This is a genomic window from Myxococcus faecalis (genome assembly GCF_050039385.1).
Lineage (GTDB): Bacteria > Myxococcota > Myxococcia > Myxococcales > Myxococcaceae > Myxococcus > Myxococcus fulvus.
Genome location: NZ_CP144336.1, coordinates 3,148,509 through 3,169,215, shown reverse-complemented (window position 1 = coordinate 3,169,215; position 20,707 = coordinate 3,148,509). Strand labels below are relative to the sequence as shown.

General features: G+C 71.1%; 17 protein-coding genes. 6 read left to right on the top strand and 11 right to left on the bottom strand.

What is annotated here, in order from left to right:
• Positions 1–87: 87 nt before the first annotated feature.
• The 5 genes from bioB (at position 88) to VZQ01_RS12410 (ending at position 4,735) form a co-directional block, all read left to right on the top strand.
• Complete coding sequence (gene bioB / locus VZQ01_RS12430) at positions 88–1,116, top strand: biotin synthase BioB (RefSeq protein ID WP_426747911.1); 1,029 nt, start codon at positions 88–90, stop codon at positions 1,114–1,116.
• An 11-nt stretch (positions 1,117–1,127) separates the two neighbouring features.
• Entirely contained in the window at positions 1,128–2,321 is a 1,194-nt protein-coding gene (gene bioF, locus VZQ01_RS12425; RefSeq protein WP_426747910.1) for an 8-amino-7-oxononanoate synthase, read from the top strand.
• A gap of 160 nt (positions 2,322–2,481) precedes the next feature.
• Positions 2,482–3,156: a dethiobiotin synthase gene (gene bioD / locus VZQ01_RS12420; protein ID WP_223746302.1), complete on the top strand. Its 675-nt coding sequence runs from the start codon at positions 2,482–2,484 to the stop codon at positions 3,154–3,156.
• 131 nt (positions 3,157–3,287) lie between these two features.
• Positions 3,288–3,566, top strand: coding sequence for a hypothetical protein (locus tag VZQ01_RS12415; protein WP_046711372.1), 279 nt, complete (start codon positions 3,288–3,290; stop codon positions 3,564–3,566).
• Entirely contained in the window at positions 3,563–4,735 is a 1,173-nt protein-coding gene (locus tag VZQ01_RS12410; protein ID WP_426747909.1) for a pyridoxal phosphate-dependent aminotransferase, read from the top strand. Before VZQ01_RS12415 ends, VZQ01_RS12410 begins: the two co-directional genes overlap by 4 nt.
• 517 nt (positions 4,736–5,252) lie before the next feature.
• Here the strand turns inward: VZQ01_RS12410 and VZQ01_RS12405 are convergent.
• The 3 genes from VZQ01_RS12405 to VZQ01_RS12395 form a co-directional block, all read right to left on the bottom strand.
• Positions 5,253–6,689, bottom strand: a complete 1,437-nt coding sequence (locus VZQ01_RS12405) for an ABC transporter substrate-binding protein (RefSeq protein WP_426747908.1) — start codon at positions 6,687–6,689, stop codon at positions 5,253–5,255.
• Positions 6,689–7,507 carry a tetratricopeptide repeat protein gene (locus tag VZQ01_RS12400; protein WP_141328838.1) on the bottom strand — a complete coding sequence of 273 codons (819 nt, stop codon included), beginning with the start codon at positions 7,505–7,507 and terminating at the stop codon, positions 6,689–6,691. The genes VZQ01_RS12405 and VZQ01_RS12400 overlap by 1 nt, the downstream gene beginning before the upstream one ends.
• A gap of 149 nt (positions 7,508–7,656) precedes the next feature.
• On the bottom strand, positions 7,657–9,450 hold the full coding sequence (locus VZQ01_RS12395; protein ID WP_223746306.1) for a phosphoenolpyruvate carboxykinase (GTP): 1,794 nt from the start codon (positions 9,448–9,450) through the stop codon (positions 7,657–7,659).
• A gap of 262 nt (positions 9,451–9,712) precedes the next feature.
• Here VZQ01_RS12395 and VZQ01_RS12390 point away from each other — a divergent pair, with 262 nt between their 5' ends.
• Complete coding sequence (locus tag VZQ01_RS12390; RefSeq protein ID WP_426747906.1) at positions 9,713–11,506, top strand: SLC13 family permease; 1,794 nt, start codon at positions 9,713–9,715, stop codon at positions 11,504–11,506.
• 10 nt (positions 11,507–11,516) lie between these two features.
• On the opposite strand, the gene VZQ01_RS12385 is transcribed toward VZQ01_RS12390, so the two are convergent.
• The 8 genes from VZQ01_RS12385 to VZQ01_RS12350 all read right to left on the bottom strand — a co-directional run bounded on the left by VZQ01_RS12385 (position 11,517) and on the right by VZQ01_RS12350 (position 20,555).
• Positions 11,517–12,143 carry a MiaE family protein gene (locus VZQ01_RS12385; RefSeq protein WP_223784791.1) on the bottom strand — a complete coding sequence of 209 codons (627 nt, stop codon included), beginning with the start codon at positions 12,141–12,143 and terminating at the stop codon, positions 11,517–11,519.
• Between the two features lie 42 nt (positions 12,144–12,185).
• Positions 12,186–13,022 (bottom strand): GNAT family N-acetyltransferase, encoded by an 837-nt coding sequence (locus VZQ01_RS12380; protein ID WP_046711379.1) that lies wholly within the window; start codon positions 13,020–13,022, stop codon positions 12,186–12,188.
• A 27-nt stretch (positions 13,023–13,049) separates the two neighbouring features.
• Positions 13,050–13,655 carry an AgmX/PglI C-terminal domain-containing protein gene (locus VZQ01_RS12375; RefSeq protein ID WP_223784792.1) on the bottom strand — a complete coding sequence of 202 codons (606 nt, stop codon included), beginning with the start codon at positions 13,653–13,655 and terminating at the stop codon, positions 13,050–13,052.
• A gap of 206 nt (positions 13,656–13,861) precedes the next feature.
• Positions 13,862–15,700 (bottom strand): patatin-like phospholipase family protein, encoded by a 1,839-nt coding sequence (locus tag VZQ01_RS12370; protein WP_426747905.1) that lies wholly within the window; start codon positions 15,698–15,700, stop codon positions 13,862–13,864.
• Positions 15,701–16,154: 454 nt separating this feature from the next.
• On the bottom strand, positions 16,155–17,093 hold the full coding sequence (locus tag VZQ01_RS12365; RefSeq protein ID WP_223746312.1) for a hypothetical protein: 939 nt from the start codon (positions 17,091–17,093) through the stop codon (positions 16,155–16,157).
• A gap of 135 nt (positions 17,094–17,228) precedes the next feature.
• Positions 17,229–18,176, bottom strand: coding sequence for a tRNA glutamyl-Q(34) synthetase GluQRS (gene gluQRS, locus VZQ01_RS12360; RefSeq protein WP_426747903.1), 948 nt, complete (start codon positions 18,174–18,176; stop codon positions 17,229–17,231).
• Positions 18,173–19,384, bottom strand: coding sequence for a PEGA domain-containing protein (locus tag VZQ01_RS12355; protein ID WP_426747902.1), 1,212 nt, complete (start codon positions 19,382–19,384; stop codon positions 18,173–18,175). The genes gluQRS and VZQ01_RS12355 overlap by 4 nt, the downstream gene beginning before the upstream one ends.
• Before the next feature lie 163 nt (positions 19,385–19,547).
• Positions 19,548–20,555 (bottom strand): hypothetical protein, encoded by a 1,008-nt coding sequence (locus VZQ01_RS12350; RefSeq protein WP_426747901.1) that lies wholly within the window; start codon positions 20,553–20,555, stop codon positions 19,548–19,550.
• Positions 20,556–20,707 lie beyond the last annotated feature (152 nt).

Here is a 20,707-nt window from a genome sequence, read left to right as displayed (position 1 = left end):
AGTCGTCAACCTGTTCTCGCTGAGTGGTTGACAAGTCCGCGCCGCCCGCGCACGTTCGCGCTCCTCTTGCCGTCTGTCGAGGAGCCCATGTCCGACGCCGCCACCGAGTCCTTCCACGGCCATGCCCACCACGCCGAGCCCGCTCCGGAGGGAGTGGCGGTGCGGCACGACTGGACGCTGGCCGAGGTGCGGGCCGTCTACGTGCTGCCGCTGTTGGACCTGGTCCATCGGGCGCAGACGGTGCACCGCGCGGTGTTCCAGGACAACAAGGTGCAGCTGTGCTCGCTGTTGTCCATCAAGACGGGCGGGTGCTCGGAGGACTGCGCGTACTGCCCGCAGGCGGCGCGCTACAAGACGGGCGTCAAGGCGGAGAAGCTGATGGCGGTGCCGGACGTGCTGGCCGCTGCCCGGAAGGCGCGCTCCGCGGGGGCCACGCGCTTCTGCATGGGCGCCGCGTGGCGCGAGGTGAAGGACGGCCCGCAGTTCGACAGCGTGCTGGAGATGGTGCGGGGCGTGCGCGAGCTGGGGATGGAGGCGTGCGCCACGCTCGGCATGCTGACGGACAGCCAGGCCAAGCGCCTGAAGGACGCGGGGCTGTCCGCGTACAACCACAACCTGGACACGTCCGCCGAGCACTACGGGGACATCATCTCCACGCGCCTGTATGAAGATCGGCTGCGCACGCTGGGGCGGGTGCGGGACGCGGGCATCTCCGTGTGCTGCGGCGGCATCATCGGCCTGGGCGAGTCGGTGGATGATCGCTGCAACCTGCTGCGCACGCTGGCCAATCAGGAGCACCACCCGGAGTCGGTGCCCATCAACGCGCTGGTGGCGGTGGAGGGCACGCCGCTGGCGGAGCAGCCCCGGGTGGAGACGGTGGACATGGTGCGCACCATCGCCACCGCGCGCATCCTGATGCCCCAGTCGATGGTGCGGCTGTCGGCGGGCCGTCAGCAGATGAACGAGGAGGCGCAGCTTTTGTGCATGATGGCGGGCGCGAACTCGCTGTTCTTCGGCGAGAAGCTCTTGACCACGGGCAACCCCGAGTACACCCAGGACATGGCGCTCCTGGAGAAGGCTGGCATCCGTCCGCTGGAGCCGCGGCAGGACCGGTAGGACGGTGGGCCGTGAGTGATTCGACGCGCGACGTGGCCTCGGAGTGGGCGCGCGAGGATGTGTCGGCGCTGCAGGCGCGGGGGCTTCGGCGCGGGCTGGAGCCCCTGGACTCGGCGCAGGGGCCGGTGGTGACGATGGGGGGCGAGACGCTCGTCAACTTCTCGTCCAATGACTACCTGGGGCTCGCGGCGTCCTCGGCGGTGAGGGCGGCGGCCGTGGCCGCGGTGGAGCGCTACGGCGTCGGCACGGGCGCGAGCCGGCTGGTGGTGGGCGACACCCTGGCGCATCACCGGCTGGAGGCGCGGCTCGCGGCGTTCGAGCGGGCGGAGGCGGTGCTGCTGTTCAACAGCGGCTACGCGGCGAACACGGGCATCCTCCCCGCGCTGGTGGGACCGGGGGACGCGGTGTTCTCGGACGCGCTGAACCATGCGTCCCTGGTGGATGGGTGCAGGCTGTCGCGCGCGAAGGTCATCGTGTACCCGCACGCGGACGTGGAGGCGCTCGCGGGCGCGCTCGCGTCGACGACGGCGCGGCGCAAGCTGGTCGTCACGGACACGGTGTTCTCCATGGATGGGGACGTGGCGCCGCTGCGTGCAATCGTGGAGGCGTGTGAGGCGCACGGCGCCGCGCTGATGGTGGACGAGGCGCACGCGACGGGGGTGCTCGGCGCGCGGGGCGCGGGGCTGTGCGAGGAGCTGGGGCTGGAGTCGCGGGTGGCGCTGCGCATGGGGACGCTGAGCAAGGCGCTGGGAGGGCAGGGGGCCTACGTGGCCACGTCGCGCGTGGTGGTGGACCTGCTCACGAGCCGGGCGCGGCCGTTCATCTTCTCCACGGCCTTGCCGGCGGCGCTGTGCGCGGCGGCGGAGGTGGCGGTGGACGCGGTGGAGAAGGACGTGGAGCTGCGCGAGCGGCTGTGGCGCAACATCCGTCGCTTCGCGGAGGGGCTGAGGGGCCTGGGCCTGCGCGCGGAGGCTCGCAGCGCGGTGTTCCCGGTCATCCTGGGCGAGCCCGGGCGCGCGCTGGACGCGGCGAGGCGGCTGCGCGAGGCGGGGGTGCTGGTGAAGGCCATCCGTCCGCCCACGGTGCCCGAGGGGACGAGCCGGCTGCGCTTCTGCCTGTCGGCGGGCCATACGCTGGGGCACGTGGACCTCGCGCTCGAGGCGCTGCGGCACGTGGGCGTGCATGACCGTGGCACGTCGTGGTGAGGGCCTCGGGCCACGCCTCTCGCGCGCGGCGCGCCCGCGGACCAGACGCCCTCGTCATTCTGTACGTCGCGCGAGCGTGCCTCGGTCCGCGGCGGCCTTGGCGCGAAGGCTCGGGCGTGCGGACACCTCGCCCGAGGATGATCCACGGAGACAACACCGCATGAGCCGACCGTTCCAGATTTTCGTCACCGGCACGGACACGGGGGTGGGCAAGACGCAGGCCTCGCGCGCGCTCCTGTCCCTGCTCGCCGACGCGGGCCTGTCGCCCCAGGGCTTCAAGCCCTACGAGTCCGGCTGCGCCTCCCTGCGCGCCCCCGCCGACGCGCTCTCGCTGCGAGAGGCCGCCGGCAGCACGCTCCCGCTGGATGTCCTGTGTCCGCACCGCTTCCGCCTGCCCGTGGCCCCGGGCGTGGCCGCCGCGCGCCTGGGCCGCGAGCCGGACTGGAAGACCACCCTGGCGGCCTGGAGGCAGCTGAAGGGCGGCCCCGCCGTGGTGGAGGGCGCTGGGGGACTCTTCGTCCCGCTGGACTCGCGCCACGACGTCATCGACCTCATCCAGACGCTGCGGCTGCCCGTGCTGCTGGTGGCGCGCGCGGGCCTGGGCACGCTCAACCACACCGCGCTGTCGCTCCAGGCGCTCGCCGCCCGGCGCATCCCCGTGCGCGCCGTGCTGCTCTCGCGGAGCACCTCCACCCGTGACGTCTCCGAGCGCGACAACCGCGCGCTACTGCAGGCGCGCCACGGTGTTCCCGTGCTCGGGCCGGTGCCGTTCGAGCCCGACGCGCGACGTCGGCACGCCGCGTTCCGGCGCGCCCTGCGTCCTCTGATGCCGTGAGCGCCGGGGCCGAGAATTCGGCCTCCCGCGCGTTCGGCCGGACAGACGGGTGCTACAGGTCGCGCAAGTTTTCGGGTGACGCGGCCGTGAAATGGACGGGCCGATTTTTCCGCGCGAGAAAGCCGTCACGAATGGCGGACATCATCGACCTCACGTTCCTCGCGGACGTCCGACGCTTCTTCCACAAGCTCATCGACCAGAGGGGGCTGTCCTACTTCCTCCAGAAGGACGGGGCTCGGCTGTTCCACATCGAGCCCACCAAGGTGGAGCTCGTCCTCCGTACCGCCCTGCGAGCCAGGGACCCGGAGCTTCCCAGGCCTCATGAGAAGGCCATCGAGCACTGCCGCAAGGAAGTGCGTCGCGAGCTCATCCGCCGCGTCGCCAACGCCATGCTGCAGACGGGGCTGTGAGCCGCTTCTCCCTCCGCTCGGACTTCTCCCGCACCCCGAATCCACTGGCGGAAGCGCTCGCCGGGCTCCGCGCCCAGGGCCTCCCCCCACTGGACCTCACGGTTTCAAACCCCACCCGCGTGGGGCTCCCGGCGCCCGACGCCGGAGTGCTCCACCCTCCCGGCGCCTTCGACTACGCGCCGGAAGCACTCGGCCTCCCCTCGGCTCGCGAGGCGGTGGCCGGGTACCTCCGCTCCCGGGGCACCGCCGTCTCCCCGGAGCACCTGGTGCTCAGCGCGAGCACCAGCGAGTCCTACGGCTGGCTCTTCAAGCTCCTGTGCGAGCCGGGTGACGACGTCCTCGTCCCCGCGCCCTGCTACCCCCTCTTCGAGCACCTGGCGCGTCTGGAGGCCGTCCAGACGCGCTCCTACCGCCTTCCGCTCGCGCACGGCTTCGGCCTGGACGCGGGCGAGGTGGAGGCGGCCCTCGGCCCGCGCACCCGCGCCGTGCTCATCATCAACCCCGGCAACCCCACCGGCCACTTCCTGCACGAGGGCGAACTGGCCGCGCTCGCCGACGTCTGCGCGCGCCACCAACTGGCCCTCATCAGCGACGAGGTGTTCGCCGATTACGCCTGGGCCCCGGCGCCCGGCCGCGTGACGACGGTGGCCGGCCGCGCGCTCCCCATGCCCACCTTCAGCCTGTCCGGCCTGTCCAAGGTGGCGGGCCTGCCCGGCCTGAAGCTCGGGTGGATGCACGTGGGCGGGCCCGAGGCCGCGCGCGACGAGGCCCTGGCCCGCCTGGAGTGGGTGGCCGACACGTACCTGTCCGTGGCCACGCCCGTGCAGCTCGCGCTGCCCCGACTGCTCGCCCATGCGCCCGTGTTCCAGGCGGCGCTGCTCGAGCGCGTGCGCGCCAACCGCGAGCACCTCCTGCGGGCCCGCCCCCCGGGCGCGACGTGGGACGTGCTGCCCGCGCACGGCGGCTGGAGCGCGGTGCTGCGCATTCCGAGGGAGCCCGGCGAGGAGGCCACGTGCCTCGCGCTGCTGGAGGCGGGGGTGCTCGTCCAGCCCGGCTACTTCTACGACTTCGGCGGGGGCGCGTTCCTGGTGCTCTCGCTGCTCTCCCCGCCCGAGGACTTCCTCGCCGCCCTGGCGCCGCTGACGCGGGTGCTCGGGGCGACGGGGTAGCACGCTCCCTCGGCTGGGGGAGCGCTCCTTCCAGGCACCGGCGCTTCTTCAGTCCTCGGCCGGAGCGATGAGCTCCACCGTCCTGACGCGGGTGCTCGGGGCGGCGGGGAAGAGCGCGCCCTCGGCTGCGGGAGCGCTCCTTTCACGCACCGGCGCTTCTTCAGTTCGCGACCGGAGCGATGAACTCCACCGTCCATCGCCGCCCTGACGCGGGTGCTCGGGGCGACGGGGTAGCGCGCTCCCTCGGATGAGGGGGCGCTCCTTCAGCCCAGGCTTCTTCAGTCCACGGCCGGAGCGATGAACTCCACCGTCCATCGCCGCCCTGACCCGGGTGCTCGGGGCGACGGGGGCGCACGCTCCCTCGGCTGCGGGAGCGCTCCTTCCACGCACCGGCGCTTTCAGTCCGCGGCCGGAGCGATGAGTTCCACCGTCCATCGCTGCCCTGACGCGGGTGCTCGGGGCGGCGGGGTAGAGCGCTCCCCCGACCGAGGGAGCGCTCCTTCAACCCGGGGATGCTTCAGTCCGCGGCCGGAGCGATGAGCTCCACCGTCTGGAAGGCGCCGTCGACAATCTGGAACAGCTCGTACTCGGACGGCGCCTCGCCCGTGGCATCGAAGTCCAGCGGGCCGCTGGCGCCCTGCACGTTGATGAACTTGCCCGCGCTGATTTCGCCGCGCGCCTCGGTGAAGCGGCTGAAGCCCAGCGCGTAGGTGGTGGCCGGGGTGGCCGGAGGCGGCGTCACCTTGGCCAGTCCCTGGGCGATGCGGTCGCCGGTGATGGGCTGCGGGTTGTTGACCTCCGCGCCCGCCGCGTACGCCGCGCCCAGCGCCACCAGGTACATCGAGTCGTACGCGTGCGCCGTGAAGGAGAACTGGCCCGGGTCCGTGCCGCTGTACGCCGTGCGGAAGCGCTCCTTGAACGTCGTGTAGACCGCGTCACCCGGGCGCGCCTGCGCGGGCGCCGTGCCGTAGGCGCCCTCGACGATGCCCTTCGAGGTGCCCAGCGACGTGATGAGGTTCGAGTCCTTGCTCGCGTCCGTGAAGAAGTAGCGCTGGCTGGTACGGCCCTGGGCGGCGGCCTGGGTGATGATCTTCGCGTTGTCCTCGGAGAAGCCCATCATCACCGCGATGCTCGGCGCCGGGTTGGCCGCCAGGTGCGTCACGGCCGCGCTGACGTCGCCGTTGCGCGCGTAGAACGCGGAGGAGGGCGTCCGGCCGTTGCTCACCCGGCCGAGCACGGTGTCGAACAGGCCCTGACCGTAGGCGTCGTTCACGTAGACCAGGCTCACCGTGGTGGTGTCGGCGAAGGGGCGCTGGTCCCCGCTCACCGCGCGCACGTTGCTGACGAGGTCCGCGATGATGCGGCCCTGCAGCCGGTCCGACGGCGCCGTGCGCCACACCAGTCCCGCCTCACCCGACGCCGCCGTCTTGTCGCTCAGCGTGGCGATGTCGGGGCTGGTCGCCGTGTGCGTCATCAAGAGCACGTTGCGCGGAATGGTGATGGTGCTGATGGCGATGGTCTGCGCGCTGCCCGAGGAGAAGATGGCGGGCACGCCGCGCTCGGTCACCAGCCACTCGGCCTGCTCGCGGGCCCGGGCGGGCTCCGAGCGCGTGTCGCAGATGAGCAGGTTGAACCGCCGGCCGCCCACGCCCTCGCGCTGGTTGATCTCCTCCATCGCCAGCTTGAGCGCGTTGAGCGCCTGCCGCTCCGACACGTCCTCTCCGGTGGACGTCGTCAGGGGCAGCGCCGCGCCCAGGATGATGGGGTTGCCCGTGGTGGGGCCCACGATTTCGCCGCAGCCCTCCGGCTGGGGCAGGCAGAAGCCGCCCGAGGAGCAGACCTGGTTGGTGTCGCAGTCCGCGCTGGTCTCGCACTCGTCGAGCCCGCCCGCGGTGGTGAAGCTGCAGCCGGCCAGGAGCGCCGCGCAGCACGACATGAGTCGCAGGGTCTTCATCAGAAGCTGACCTCCAGACCCGCGCCGGTGCCACGAGGCGCCAGGGTCATCCGGACCTCGCCTTCCGCCGGGGGGCCGTCTTTCGGATACAGGATGATGGCGGTGATGGCGCCGGCCAGGCCCACGCCGAAGCCGATGTCCGCGAGCAGCGCCTTGGTCTTCGTGTTGTCCGCGAAGGTCTGCTTGGTGTCCTCGGTGCGCGCCGCGTCGAACTTCTCGCGCTCGTCGCGCGCCTGCAGGCCGAACAGCACGCCCGCGCCCACGCCCAGCACCGCCACGCCGCCCACCGCGTAGGCGGCGATCTTCTGGCGCTGGTAGGACTTGATGGCCCGGTCCAGCTCCGCCTGGCGCTGGCGCAGGTTCTCCTCCTCGGCGCGCTGCGCGGCGAGCTGCTCCTCCTCCGCGCGCTTCTTCGCCGCCTCCGCCTCGCCCTGCAGCTTCAGCCGCTCGGCCTCCGCGGTGGCCTGGGCCTGGTTCTCCTTGTCGAGCAAGAGCCGCAGCTTGTCGATGCTGCGCGCGCTGCGCTTGAGCAGCGCCGGGTCCGTGCCCTCGGTGTTGCCCACGTATTGCTGGTACCAGGAGAGCGCCTCGCGCAAATCCCCGGCGTTCTCCAGCGCCACGGCGATGTTGAAGATGAGCCGCGGGTTGGGCTGGGCCTCGTGGGCCTTCTTCAGCGCGTCCGCTGCCTCCTGGTACTTGCCGGCTTGATACAGCCGCTCGCCTTCCTTGATGAGGGCCGCTGGATTCTTGGCGCGCTGGGCGAACGCCACCGGGGGCGACAGCGCGAGGGCCGCCGACAATACGAAGACCAGTCTCATGATGAACACGAGACTAGCGCGCCTTCGGCCCCGGGGCGAAGAGGGTGACCTCACACCTCGTGAAACGAGGTCGGGGCCGCTTCCACCCCCAGACTGGGAGAGGGAGCGACCCCGACGGGTGCTTCAAGGCGCTACAGCCGACGGGCGCCTCAGTGCTCCAGGCGCGAAATCAAGAGCTTGCGCTGGAGCATGAGCGCCTCCGGCGCCTTGGTGCCCAGCTGCTCGAAGAACACCTCCTGGCTCTTGAGCTCGGTCTTCCACTCGTCCTCCTTGATGGAGGTGGCCTCGGCGACGGCGTCCGCCGACATGTCCAGGCCCTTGAGGTTGAGGCCCTCGTCCTGACGGGGCACCCAGCCCAGCAGCGTCTCCTTGGTCGGGACGCGGCCGTGCACGCGGTTCACCACCCACTCCAGCACGCGCATGTTCTCGCCGAAGCCCGGCCACAGGAACTTGCCGTCCTTGTCCTGACGGAACCAGTTCACCTGGAAGATCTTGGGCAGCTGCGGAATGGTCTTCTGCATGTCCAGCCAGTGCTGGAGGTAGTCGCCCATGTGGTAGCCGCAGAAGGGCAGCATGGCCATGGGGTCGCGGCGCACGACGCCGACCTTGCCCGTGGCCGCCGCCGTCGTCTCGCTGCCCATGGTGGCGCCCAGGAACACGCCGTGGGTCCAGTTGAAGGCCTGGAGCACCAGGGGGACGGTGCTGGAGCGACGGCCGCCGAAGATGAGCGCGGAGATGGGCACGCCCATCGGATCATTCGCCTTGGGGCTGAGCACCGGGTTGTTGGACATGGGCGCGGTGAAGCGGCTGTTCGGGTGCGCCGCCTTCTCCGTGCTGCCCTTCTTCCAGGGCCGGCCCTGCCAGTCGATGAGCTCCTCGGGGACCTCGCCGTCCTTGCCCTCCCACCACACGTCACCATCCGGCGTCAGCGCCACGTTGGTGAACAGCGTGTCCTTGGAGATGGTCTCCATGGCGTTGGGGTTGGTCTTGTTGTTGGTGCCCGGGACGACGCCGAAGTAGCCGGCCTCCGGGTTGATGGCGTACAGCCGGCCGTCCGGGCCCGGGCGCATCCAGGCGATGTCGTCGCCCACCGTTTCGATCTTCCAGCCCTTGTACTCGGCGGGCGGAATCATCATCGCGAAGTTCGTCTTGCCGCACGCGGACGGGAAGGCGGCGGCGACGTAGGTCGTCTCGCCCTTGGGGCTCGTCACCCCGAGGATGAGCATGTGCTCGGCCAGCCACCCCTCCTCGCGGCCCAGGAAGCTGCCGATGCGCAGCGCCAGGCATTTCTTCCCCAGCAGCACGTTGCCGCCATATCCCGAGCCGAAGCTCCAGATGGTGTTGTCGTGCGGGAAGTGGCAGATGTAGCGGCGGTCCGGGTTGACGTCGCCCGTGCTGTGCAGGCCGCGGTTGAAGTCGTCGCTGTCGCCCAGCATGTCCAGCGCCTGCTGTCCCATGCGCGCCATGATGCGCATGTTCAGCACCACGTAGATGCTGTCGGTCAGCTCCACGCCAATCTTCGTGAAGGGGCTGCCGATGGGGCCCATGGCGTAGGGCACCACGTACATGGTGCGGCCCTTCATGCTGCCGGCGAAGAGCTGGCCCAGCTTGTGGTACGCCTCGTCCGGCTCCATCCAGTTGTTGGTGGGGCCCGCCTCCGCCTTGTTCGGCGTGCAGATGAACGTGAGGTGCTCCACGCGCGCCACGTCGTTCGGGTTGGAGCGGTGCAGGTAGCAGCCGGGCCGCTTCTGCTGGTTCAGCGGGATGAGGATGCCCTCACTCACCGCCTGCTCCGTCATCCGCTTCTTCTCGGACTCGGAGCCATCGCACCAGACAATGCTGTCCGGCTGGGTCATCTTGGCCATCTCGGCCACCCAGGCCAGCAGCGTGGGGTTGTTCGTGGGGGCCTTGGAGCCCTCCGCCGCCACTTGCGTCGAAGCCATGGAAGTTTCCTTGTGTTCTCTCAAGATAGGGGCTCCCCGTCCTGGTGAAGTAGGGCACGGCCCCTACCAGCGGGAGAGACGACAAAACTTCTGGAAGGGGCGCCTAAAAGCAACTGGCGTCCGACGATGCCCCGCCCCACCAGGCACAATCTCCTAATTCCTCTTATCAGCGCTCGGTCATCTAGTAGTTGACGACACGGTGCGGCAGGGGCTCGCCGCCCCGGCGGACAGGGCACAAGTTGGCGGCCCCCACCGGTTTTCCATGACCATCGCCATCGTCCTGGCCGTCGTTCTCATCGCGCTGGTTCTGTTCACCATCGATAGCATCCCCATCGAGGTCAGCTCGCTGGTGGTGGTGTGCCTGTTGGCGCTGACGGGGGTGCTGACGCCCCGGCAGGCCTTCGAGGGCTTCAGCAACGACACCGTCATCTTCATCTTCACGCTGCTGGCGATGACGCAGGGGCTGGCGTCGACGGGCGTGGTGCAGCTGGTCGGGCAGCGGCTGGCCTTCTTCGCGCGCTTCGGCCACCAGACCTTCGTCCTGGCGATGATGGTGGTGGTGGCGGTGTTCTCGTCCGTCATCTCCAACACGGTGACGACGGCGGCCTTCCTGCCGGTGGCCATCGGCGCGGCGAACCGGGCGAAGGTGCCCAAGAGCAAGGTGCTCCTGCCCCTGGCGTACGCGTCGATGCTGGGCGGCATGGTGTTCCTCTACGGCACGTCCACCAACCTGGTGATGTCCGCGGCGCTCGAGCGCATGGGGATGCGGCCCATTGGCGTGGCGGAGCTGGCGCCGGTGGGGCTGCCGGTGGCGGTCATCGGCATCCTCGTCGTGGTGCTGCTCGGGCCGCTCCTGCTGCCCTCGCGGGTGGGCAAGGGGAGCGCGGACGAGTGGACGCTGCGCGACTACCTGACGGAGGCGGTGCTGCCCGCGGGCTCGCGCTACCTGGGCAAGCCGCTGGCCGAAATCACGGAAGGGCTGGGCCTGCGCGTCATCGGGCTGCTCCGCGACGGGAAGGCCACGTCGGCCACGCCCACGCAGGTGCTGAGCGGCGACGAGCGGCTGCTGGTCGAGGGCTCGCGCGAGGACATCCTCCGGGTGAAGGACCTGCGGGGCATCGAAATCCGTCCGGACCTGCGGCACGCGGACGAGGCGCAGCTCGACGAGGACACGGCGCTGGTGGAGGCCGCGGTACCGCCGGGCAGCCCGCTGGTGGGGCGCAGCCTGAAGGAGGCGCTCTTCGTGGAGCGCTACGGCCTGGTGGCGCTGGCCCTGCACCGCCACCCGAGCCTCCAGCGCGTCACCAAGCTCCAGCTGTTGGGCCGCACCTTCGGCGAGCGGCGTCTGTCGCTGCTGCCCCTGGCGGTGGGGGACGTGCTGCTCTTGCGCGGACCCCGCGAGAAGGCGGCGGAGCTGGCGGACGGGCTGAGCCTGACGGTGCTGAGCGGCCACGAGTACCAGCCGCCGCGCTACGGCAAGGCGCTGCTCGCGGTGGTGCTGTTCCTGTGCGCGCTCGCGGCGGGCTCGCTGGACATCCTGCCGCTGTCGGTGGCGGGGCTCACCGGCATGCTGGCGATGATCGCCACCGGCTGCATGGACGCGCGCAAGGCGTTCCGGGTGGACTGGCGGGTGGTGCTGCTCATCGGCTCCATGATGGCGCTGGGGCTGGCCATGGAGGTGAGCGGGGCGGGGAAGTTCCTGGGTCAGCGGGTGGCGGAGCTGGGGGACTTCGGCGGGCCGCGCACGGTGCTGGTGGCGCTGATGCTGCTCACCATCGTCCTGTCCGCGCCCATGTCCAACCAGGCCGCGGCGCTGGTGGTGCTGCCGGTGGCCGTGAACGCGGCGGCGCAGCTGGGCGTGGACGTGCGCCCCTTCGCCATCGGCGTGACGCTGGCGGCCAGCTGCTCGTTCATCACGCCGCTGGAGCCCAGCTGCGTGCTGGTCTACGGCCCCGGGCACTACCGCTTCACGGACTTCTTCCGGCTGGGCACGCCGCTCACCCTGCTGCTCGTGGTGGTGCTGACGGTGGCGGTGCCGTGGGTGTGGCCCTTCTGAGGCGAGGGCGTCAGTGGATGGCCGCGCGCACGCCGATGTCCTCGAGCACCCGCGCCTCGTGGTCGAGCATCCACTCCATCCGCTCGCGCACGGGCGCGTCGTCGCCTCCGGACGCGGTGACGGCCAGCCGGAAGAACAGCGACTGGTGGCCATCCTCGGACTGGGCCAGCTCCCCGTAGAAGCGCGCGAGCGCCGGGTCCGTCAGCCCCTCGGCGAGCAGTGACAGCCGCTCACAGGAGCGCGCCTCGATGATGGCGGCGACGAGCAGCCTGTCGGTGCGCCGCTCGGCGGCCGGGGTGCGCACCAGCTTCTGCAGGCCTTGGGCGTACGGGTCCCCGGCGTCCTTGGTGAGCGTGAGCCCCCGGGCCTCCATGAGGTCGAGCACGCGGGCCAGGTGCGCGCTCTCCTCGCGCGCCAGCCGGGCCATCTGCGCGGGCAGCCCCGGCAGGTCCGGGTAGGCCTGCAGGAGCGACAGCGCGTTGGCGGCGGCCTTCTTCTCGCAGTGGGCGTGGTCCACCAGCACGGCGTCGAAGTGCTCGAGCGCCAGCGGGAGCCAGCGCGGGTCCGTGGCCGAGTGGAGGATGACGGGGCCCTCTCCGGAGAGGGGGCGGCGGGAAGGCGTGGGACGGCTGCTCATGGAGGGCGCGGACTGTACGGCATCGCGCCCGGCCTGGGCGAGCTACTCCACCAGCACCAGCCGCCACGTGCGGCCGGCCAGGTAGCCGACCTTCCGGGCGATGCGGGCGGTGCTCTCGTCGCGCTCGTCGATGCGCATCGTCAGCCGGGGCAGCGAGGACAAGAGGTGCCGGGAAATCTGTCCCAGGCACAGCGTGGCGTGGCCCTTCTGGCGCTCGGAGGGCAGGGTGTAGAGGCCCTCCAGCTCCGCGCCGTACTGGGAGCGGCTGCCGATGTCGACCTTGAGCACCAGCGCGTCGTTCTCCTCCAGCACGTAGGTGCGCTTCTGGCGCACGCGCTGGACGACGCGGGCCTCGTAGCCCCGGGGGTCCTCGGAGAGCGGGTCTCGCTCCATGGCCTCGCGCACGTAGCCCTGCGCCAGCGGCAGCAGGCGGGGCAGGTCCTCCTCGCGCGCGAGCCGCAGGAGCGGGTTGGTGAAGGGGCCCAGGTCATCCGCGGACACGCTGAACAGCCGCTGCGTGCGCGACAGCCGGGGCTTTCCGGGGGACAGGCTGCGCAGGAGCGCGTCCACCGAGGACTTGTCGCCCACCGCGGCCTTCAGGCTCAGCGAGGAGGCCAGCGCGTCCGCGATGACGCTCGTGGCGCTCGCGTCGCTGGCGCTGGGCACCACCAGGCCGCCTTCTCCGCCCACGAAGACGGCGGCCGTCAGCAGCTTGTTGTCGAAGCGCCCGTAGAAGGCGAAGGGGATGCGGCCCCGGGCGGCGATGCCGAACTCCTCCAGCAACCCCAAGAGGTAGAGGTTGTGGACCGGGTCCTTCGAGAGCAACGCCCGCAGGGCGTCCGCGTCCTGGGGGCCGAGCTGTTCGACGGAGACGGGCATTGAGGTGGGGTTGGGGGCCTTGCGACCTTACTCCAACGGTACGCGGAACTCGAAGGGGTACACCACCGTCGCCCGGCCCCCTCGGGACGGGGTCTTGAACCCGATGTCCAGCAGCGAGTCCACCACGCACGCCTGCACCATCGGGTCCGGGATGGTGCTCGCCAGCACTTCGCCCTTGTCCATCCGCCCCTCGCCCTCGCCGCGTGACTCCAGGTTGAAGCGCAGCTTCACGGCTTGTGGGCCCCGGTTTCGCTGTGCGGCATCCTGGAAACATTGCTGCACGAGCGGAGTCACCGCCTTGAGGGCGGCCTCGATGTCCTCGGGGCGGAAGTCGCCGTGGATTTCCTCGAGGGTGAACTCGCTCTGGATGACGCGGCGCTTGTCGGGCTGCTCGGGGACGGGCACCTCGGACTGGGGCGAGGGGAAGGCGGGGGGCGGCACCACGGGCGGCGGGGTGAGGCGGGGCGGCGGCGTGGGGGCTGGCGGGGGCGCCTGGGCGACGGGCTCCTCGGGCGGCGGTGGGGGCGGGGTGGTGGGTTGGGTGAGCCAGTAGGCCAGGGCGGCCAGGAGCAGCAGGAGGCTCAGGCAGACCAGGGGCAGGGCGAGCCAGCGGGTGGTGGAGCTCTGGGACATGGCGCACTCGGGTGAAGCGGGCGCGCGAGGATATGCCGACGCCGGTGCTCCGTGGGGCCCGCATGGCGCGGAGGCTGGCCGGGGAGCCCGGGGCTCGTGGCGACAGGCGCGGCGGTGGCCTGGGCGCTGAGGCCCCTCGTGGCGACAGGGGGCTCATGGCGACGGGAGCCGGGGCGCGGAGGGCGGCCCCGGCTCTCCTGGAGACTTCAATCGCAGGAGCGCTGGTCGGGCTTGCCGTCGGTGCACTGGCCCATCGGGGCGAAGCGCGACTCGGCCTCGGTGACGACGTCGTCGACGGGGCGGGCGCACTCGTTCTGGGCGAGCGTGCCGCGCACCTCGAACAGGCGCAGCACCTCGGCGCAGCGCTGCTGGAAGGACTTCACGCCCTCCTTGAAGAGCGGGCGCATGACCTGCGGCGAGAACGCGTAGCCGCTGGCGGTGGCGAGCTGCGACTCGGGCCGGAACATCCACGACGAGCGCCAGCTGGACGCGACCTGCTCGAAGCGGGCGGGGCCCAGCCACATGCTGGTGGCGGCCTGGAGCGAGCGCGGCTCGGTGGGGACGAAGCCGGTGCCGGTGCGGCGGCAGTAGGGCTCCACCGCGGTGGGGTCCTCCACCTGGGCGAGCCGCAGCGCGCAGACGTTGTACTCGGCGAAGCGGCGGCCCACGGCGGCGAGCTCCGCCTGCTGCACCTCGCCCACGCGCGGCTGGGCGACGAACAGGTCGATGGTGCGCATCAGCGTGGTGACGGCGTTGTCCGGGGGCGGCACGGGCGTGGACTCGAGGTTGCCGGTGGAGATGACCAGCACGCGCTCGGCGCCGCGCTGCACGGCCTGGAGCACGGGCAGGCCCGAGCGCACGCCGCCATCCAGGAAGGTGCCCGCGTGGCGGCCCTTGCTGGAGGGAATCCAGGGGACGGGCTCGGCGAGCACGGGCTCGACGATGGAGGCGAGCACGGCGTTGATGAGGCCGTCCACGCGCTGCGCCTCGGTGGCGGTGGGCGGGAAGTCCGCGGGGTCCTGGTCGCTGACGCCGTGGACGTCACCGGTCTCGAAGTCCACGGAGACGGAGACCAGCTCCGTGCCGTTGGTGAGCTGCGCGGGGACGACCATGGCGCGCAGCTTGTTCTCGATGCCGTCGAAGCGGACCAGTCCCTTGAGGTCCGAGGCAATCTTCCAGACCCACGTCGAGTTGACGCAGTACAGGTCCGACTCCACCGAGCACGTGTAGTTGCCCAGGAGCACGTCGCGGGCCTTCTGCTCGTACCCGGGCGTGTGGAACAGGTCGACGAGCGTGCTGATGAGCGCGCCGGTGCTGGAGCCCGCGGCCAGGTCGATGCGCGCGTCGCCGCAGCCCTCGGGCTCGGGCTTGCCGCGGCACTGCTCGAGCACGCCGAGCAGGCGCCACAGGATGCCCGCGCTGAAGGCTCCGTTGGCGCCGCCGCCGCTGAGGACGATGGCGTTGGAGGGGCGCCCCAGCTTGCGGCTCCAGCGGCGGGCGCTCACGTACTGCGCGGCGGACTCGGCGCCCTCGCGCAGGCCCTGGTTGAGCAGGCTGGGGTTCACTGGGTCCGAAAGCGAGTCACCCAGCGCGGCGAGCGACGCGGCGATGCCCATCGCGTTGCCGAGGAAGCGCTGCGCGTCGACCTCCGCGGCGGTGGGCGCCGTGGGGTTGACGCTCCGGGGTTGGGTGGGCAGGCCCCAGATGCCTCCGGGGACGGTGGCGCGCAGGAAGGTGTCGTAGCAGGTGGCGTTGCTGCCGCCGGCGTGGGCGCGCAGGCACTCCACCTGCTCGACGATGGGGCGGGGGGCGCTGCCGAGGGCGGACATCCACTTCGCGACCTCGGCGGGGTCGGCGTAGGCGTCGACCAGGTGGGAGCGCGTCAGGCGGCCCACGCGCTCGCGGAAGGAAGGGGGAAGGGGAGGCGTCTTCGGCTCCGAGGGCTCGTTGAGCGCCTCGAGGATGTAGCCGGTGCGCAGGAAGCAGCCGCCACTGAGGGTGGCGAGCAGCACGAGACACAGCAGGGACGTCCGACTTCGGTTCACGAGCTTCCCCCGTCATGGAGCGTGACTGGGGGCCTGGAGGTGTGAGGGCGCCCCCCTGATGACGACTCGCGAGCAGGTTACCGCAGGAGGCCCACGGGGCAGCGCGTCGTCGTGAGGGGGACGGCGCATCGTGAGGTGCCTGGCGGACGCGAGCGACGCCCTGACGTGGAGCGATGAACATCTCAACCCCGCGCCATTCCGGAGCGCGGACCGGCCGAGGGGCGGCGCGAGCGAGTCGTGCTCCGTGTGGCGCGGGTGCGCGCGAGGGCCCGCCGACCGACTTCGCGGGGGCCCTGCGTCACGCGACGCTCCGTCGGGCACGGTTCGCCGCCGTCAGGGCCTTGTGCGGGGCGAGCGCGCCTGGGGCTCGCTCTCGTGGCTGGATGGGGACGACGCGAGGCCCACCCCCGTGAAGGAGTGGGCCTCGCGTGTGCCGCAAGGGCGCTTCGTTGCCTTACGGATACACCTCACGGCGGGTCGTCGTTCCCGGCGTGGAGATGGCGCCCTCGGCGTAGACGCGCTGGCGCTTGCTCACGCCCAGGCCCGCGCCGAGCACGGAGGCGATGAGGCCCAGCAGCAGCGCGCCGAAGATGCCCCAGAAGACGCGGCCGGACTTGTCCGCGGCCACGAGCGCGCCCTGCTGCACCTGCTGGCCGACCTGGCCGACCTTCGTCTTGGCGGCATCGATCTGCACCTGCACGCGGTTGGCGACGTCCTCCGAGTCCTGCCGCGACAGGCGCGTGTTCTCCGCGATGGAGCTGACGAGCAGCTCGCGGTCCACGTTGCCCGTGCGCACGCCGGTGGTGACGATGTCCTTCGTCGCGGCCTCGAGCTGGTTGGCGGTGATGGCCGGCTTGCCCTCGGCGCGCAGCCGCTCGTTCACCGGACCGAGCGCGTCGTTGGCGTCGAGGCCGAAGGCGTTGGCGACCTGGTCACCCTGGGAGGCCGCGCCCGCGACGGCGGCGCCCGTGGCACCCACCACGCCGGTGGCGGTGCGCACCGCGGTGCCGACGATGGTGGAGATGACCATGCCCATGAGGGCAACGCCCGCGATGGTCGTCAGCCCCCACATCACGGCGCCGTGCATCGCGCCGCCGCCCTTGTCCACCACGCCCGCGGTGCGGGCGGCGACGAAGCCTCCCGCGAAGAGGGCGATGAGCGGAGCGATGAGGCCCCAGATGCCGGTGCCGATGCCCGCCGAGCGTGCACTGCCTGGGTTGCTCGGGTCGACGGACGACAGTCCGAGCGCGAGGCCCAGTGAGTACAGGAGGATGAGCACGCCGAGCGCGACGAAGGTGCCGCCGAGGATGGCGCCCCAGCTGAGCTTGAAGGGCGTTCCCGCGCTGGCGGAGATGACGCCGGGTTTCTCTCTTTCCACGATGGTTGTTGCCATGGGCCGGGCCTCCTGCCGCGGTGAGCACCCCTGAAGCGGGCTGCTCGGGTTCCGCGGCAAACATGGGCATCGTCGGGCCGCGGACGATTCCACGGCTCCAGGACGCCTCCTCGGTGAGAGGGAGGCGGCGGGGGCTCACCGCAGGTCGAGTGCCTTGAGGAGCACGGCTTCCTTCGCCACCACGGGCGAGCGGGGGAGGGCTTCGATGGAGAAGGCGCGCAGCAGCTCTTCGAGTGTCCTGGGGGTACCGTCTCCGAGCCCGCTCCACGCGGCGAGCAGGCCCAGCACGCGCTCGGGTGCGACGCCGCGCTCGCGCAGCTCAGCGAGGGCGAAAGCACCCTCGCGCTTGGCGAGGCGCTTGCCGTCCTCGCCATGCACGAGTGGGACGTGGAGGAAGTCGGGCGCTCGTTTCGCCAGGGCGTCGTAGAGCTGGAGCTGGCGGGGCGTGGAGGAGAGCAGGTCGTCGCCGCGCAGCACGTGGGTGACGTGCGTGGCCGCGTCATCGACGACGACGGCGAGCTGGTAGCTGGCGACGCCGTCGTTGCGGCGCACGACGAAGTCACCGACGACGGCGTCGACGTCCTGGGTGTAGGGGCCCATGAGGGCGTCGACGAAGTGGATCTCACCAGGACGGGCGCGGAAGCGGATGGCGGGGGCGCGTGTCTTCGCGCGCTCGGTGATTTGCGCGGAGGTGAGGTGGGCGCAGGTGCCGGGGTAGCGAGGGCCTTCCTCGGAGAGTCCGTGGGGGGCGCTGGCGGCGCGGGCAATCTCCGCGCGGGTGCAGAAGCACGGGTAGACGAGGTCCTGTTGTTCCAGGGTGGCGAGGGCCTCGCGGTAGAGGTCGTCGCGCTGGCTCTGGACGAGGGGTGTTTCGTCCCAGTCGAGGCCGAGCCAGCGCAGGTCCTCCATCAGGTCGTCGACGTACTGGGGCTTGCAGCGGGCGCGGTCGAGGTCCTCGATGCGCAAGAGGAAGCGCCCGTTGGCGGCGCGAGCCTGGAGCCAGCCGAGCAGCGCGCTGCGGATGTTGCCCAGGTGCATGCGGCCCGTGGGGCTGGGGGCGAAGCGTCCTCGGAAGGTGCTCATGGACGGACGAGCGGCTTGCGGATGGCATCCGCGGGCTTGCGGACGGGGGCCACGGGCTTCGCCGCATCCGCGACAGGCACGGCATAGACCGTCTGTGAGGTGCGTGTGTTGCGCGAGGCGCCGGGAGTCGGTGAGAGCGGAACGGACTCGGCGAGTCCCGCCTCCACGCCGCGCGAGGCGAGCTGTGCCGCTATCTCGCGCAACGGGTCACCCGCGTCGAGCAACTCCAGGTCCATGGCGATGCGCGGCAGCCTGCGTGGCGAGGTGTCGCCGGGCGCGAGGACGAACGCGTCGAGGGCGAGGCCCGAGCCCATGCGGGACAGGGTGCCGAGCACGACGAAGTCTGCGCCGAGGTCGCGACCGAGCTTCGACGCGGCCTTGATCGCGGACGCATCGAGCTGATTGTTGGAGAGGGACATCGCCAGCGACGCGGCGGGGCCATCGCCTGGAGGCATGAGGAGCACGGGCACCTCGCGCTCTGCCACGGCCTCCGCCACGCCCGCGACGCTCTCGCCCGAGGGAAGCGTGGCGCGCCACAGGTGCGCGCCCGGAGGCACATGCAGCACGCGCACTGGCGTGGTGCCGACGGCGACGCCATCGAGCGTGACCTCGACGCCGGAGGGGACGGACTCGAAGCGGAGCGTGGCGCGAGGCTGCGCGGCGTGGGTGGTGCGAACGCGCTCGACGGTGTGCGCGAAGAGCGGGGACGTAGCGGCCAGGGGGAGGGGACGCCCAGGCGCGATGGAGAGGGCGTGGGTGAGGGCCTGGGTGGCCTCGTCATCGCGGCCGACGGCGTAGCGCACGGCGGCGCGCAGGGCGTAGGTGTCCGCGAGCTCCGCGCCATCCGTGAGATGAACGGCGTTGTCCGCGTAGGCCTCGAGCGCGCGGCCGAGCGCGGCGTCTGCGCGGGAGAAGCGACGGGCGGCACGCGCGGTGGTGGCTTCCTGCACGGCGGCACGCGCGACGGCGAGCGCGTCGACCGTGGTCTCGGAAGGCGTGGTCGCGGGAGTGTCGACGAGCGCGAGCCCCGCGGTGCCATGGACCTCGGAGGCGAGCCGCGCGGCGAGGCGCGGGCCAGCACGGGCGGGGACATCGCCGGAGATGGCCTGGAAGGGCAGCACGGCCACCTTCTTCCGAGGCACGCGCGGCTGCGCGGCGAGGGAAGAGGCGCCCAGGACGAGGCAGAGCAGGAGCGCGAATCGCTTCATGGTCGGCAGTGACTCCGACCGTGTTCCTATCACGGAGCGGAGTCCCGTGCCGCCGGCCCCTCCTGCCCGAGAGGGCTCCGGGAGAGCCGATTGCTTACTCGACGCGGAACGGGAAGTCCCTCGGAGAACGGTTGCCACGAAGAGGCATCCAGGATGAAGCACATCATGGACCCGAGGGCTGGGACCTGACGGGCAGAGACAATGGTCGAGGCTTCAGTCCATGGCGCTGCTTGAACGCGGTCCATTCGAGCTGTAGCGACTGGAACTGCTGAGCGTTCATCTCGGCGCGGAGCACTCCCGGCTTGGGGACAAGCTTGGGAGGAGGATGGGGCGTCTCTCCATGCCTTGCCCGCATGAGGTTGAAGGCGGTGAATCCCCAGGGAGGCATCTGCCTGTCGAGGATGATGGTTTCCAGGACGCGTGTGGCCATCTGGTCGAAGTTCCGGTGCGGGACCTCTCGGAGAAGCATGAGCGTCATCACGAACGAGAGGTCCAGCGACGGCGCGCTCACGAAGTCCTGTGCCACTTGTCCGAGCTGTGCCGATGTGAGCGGAAGGGATGACGCGCTGGGAGGCATGAAGGCGCCGTACTGGAGCAGACTCGCCCTGGGAATCAGGTCATGCAGCCCGCCCCAGCGCGTCGCTGGAAAACGTGCGGCGAGCACGTGCCAGTCCTGTCGTGCTTTCGTCCGGACGGGTGACGTCTCTGGAAGCGATGCGGTGAGCGCATGTGCCTCCCGTGCGGCCTTCACGACCCGCCGGTACACATCCAGTTCGGGCGCGTTCTCCAAGGGGCGCACGCCGTAGGACATACCCACTGTCCACCATTCGCCCTCTTCCTCGAAGAGGAACGCGAGCACCCGCTTCCCGGTCGTATAGCTCGCGGGGGCTGGGCAAATGAATGCCGAGGAGGAGGGCACTTCGATCGTCATTCCTGGCCGGGCCGCGCCCATCAGTGACTCCAGGACCTTCAGCCGTGCGATATCTCCAGGGTCATCTGCCCAGGTATCGCCAGCGCGTCTCGGGGCCATGCGGACGCTCTCCACCTCCACCCAGACGATGCTGTTCGCTTCCTGCGTCAGCGACCAGAGTGTCCGCGGCGCAATGGGATAGGCGCTGGCCAGGGGGGCATGGAGCCACAGCACGAACACCAAGAGCCGCAGACGCACCATGTCGACCTCGCGGACGGTGCAGGGGCTCGAAGCATCTCGAAGCGCTCGCCGCGAAGGTCCATGGCCTGACCATCACTTCGCGGCGATTCCGTCACGCCTGTACACCCCACCGGCGTCGATGGCGCTTCCCCCCATTCGTCATCCGGAGAGAA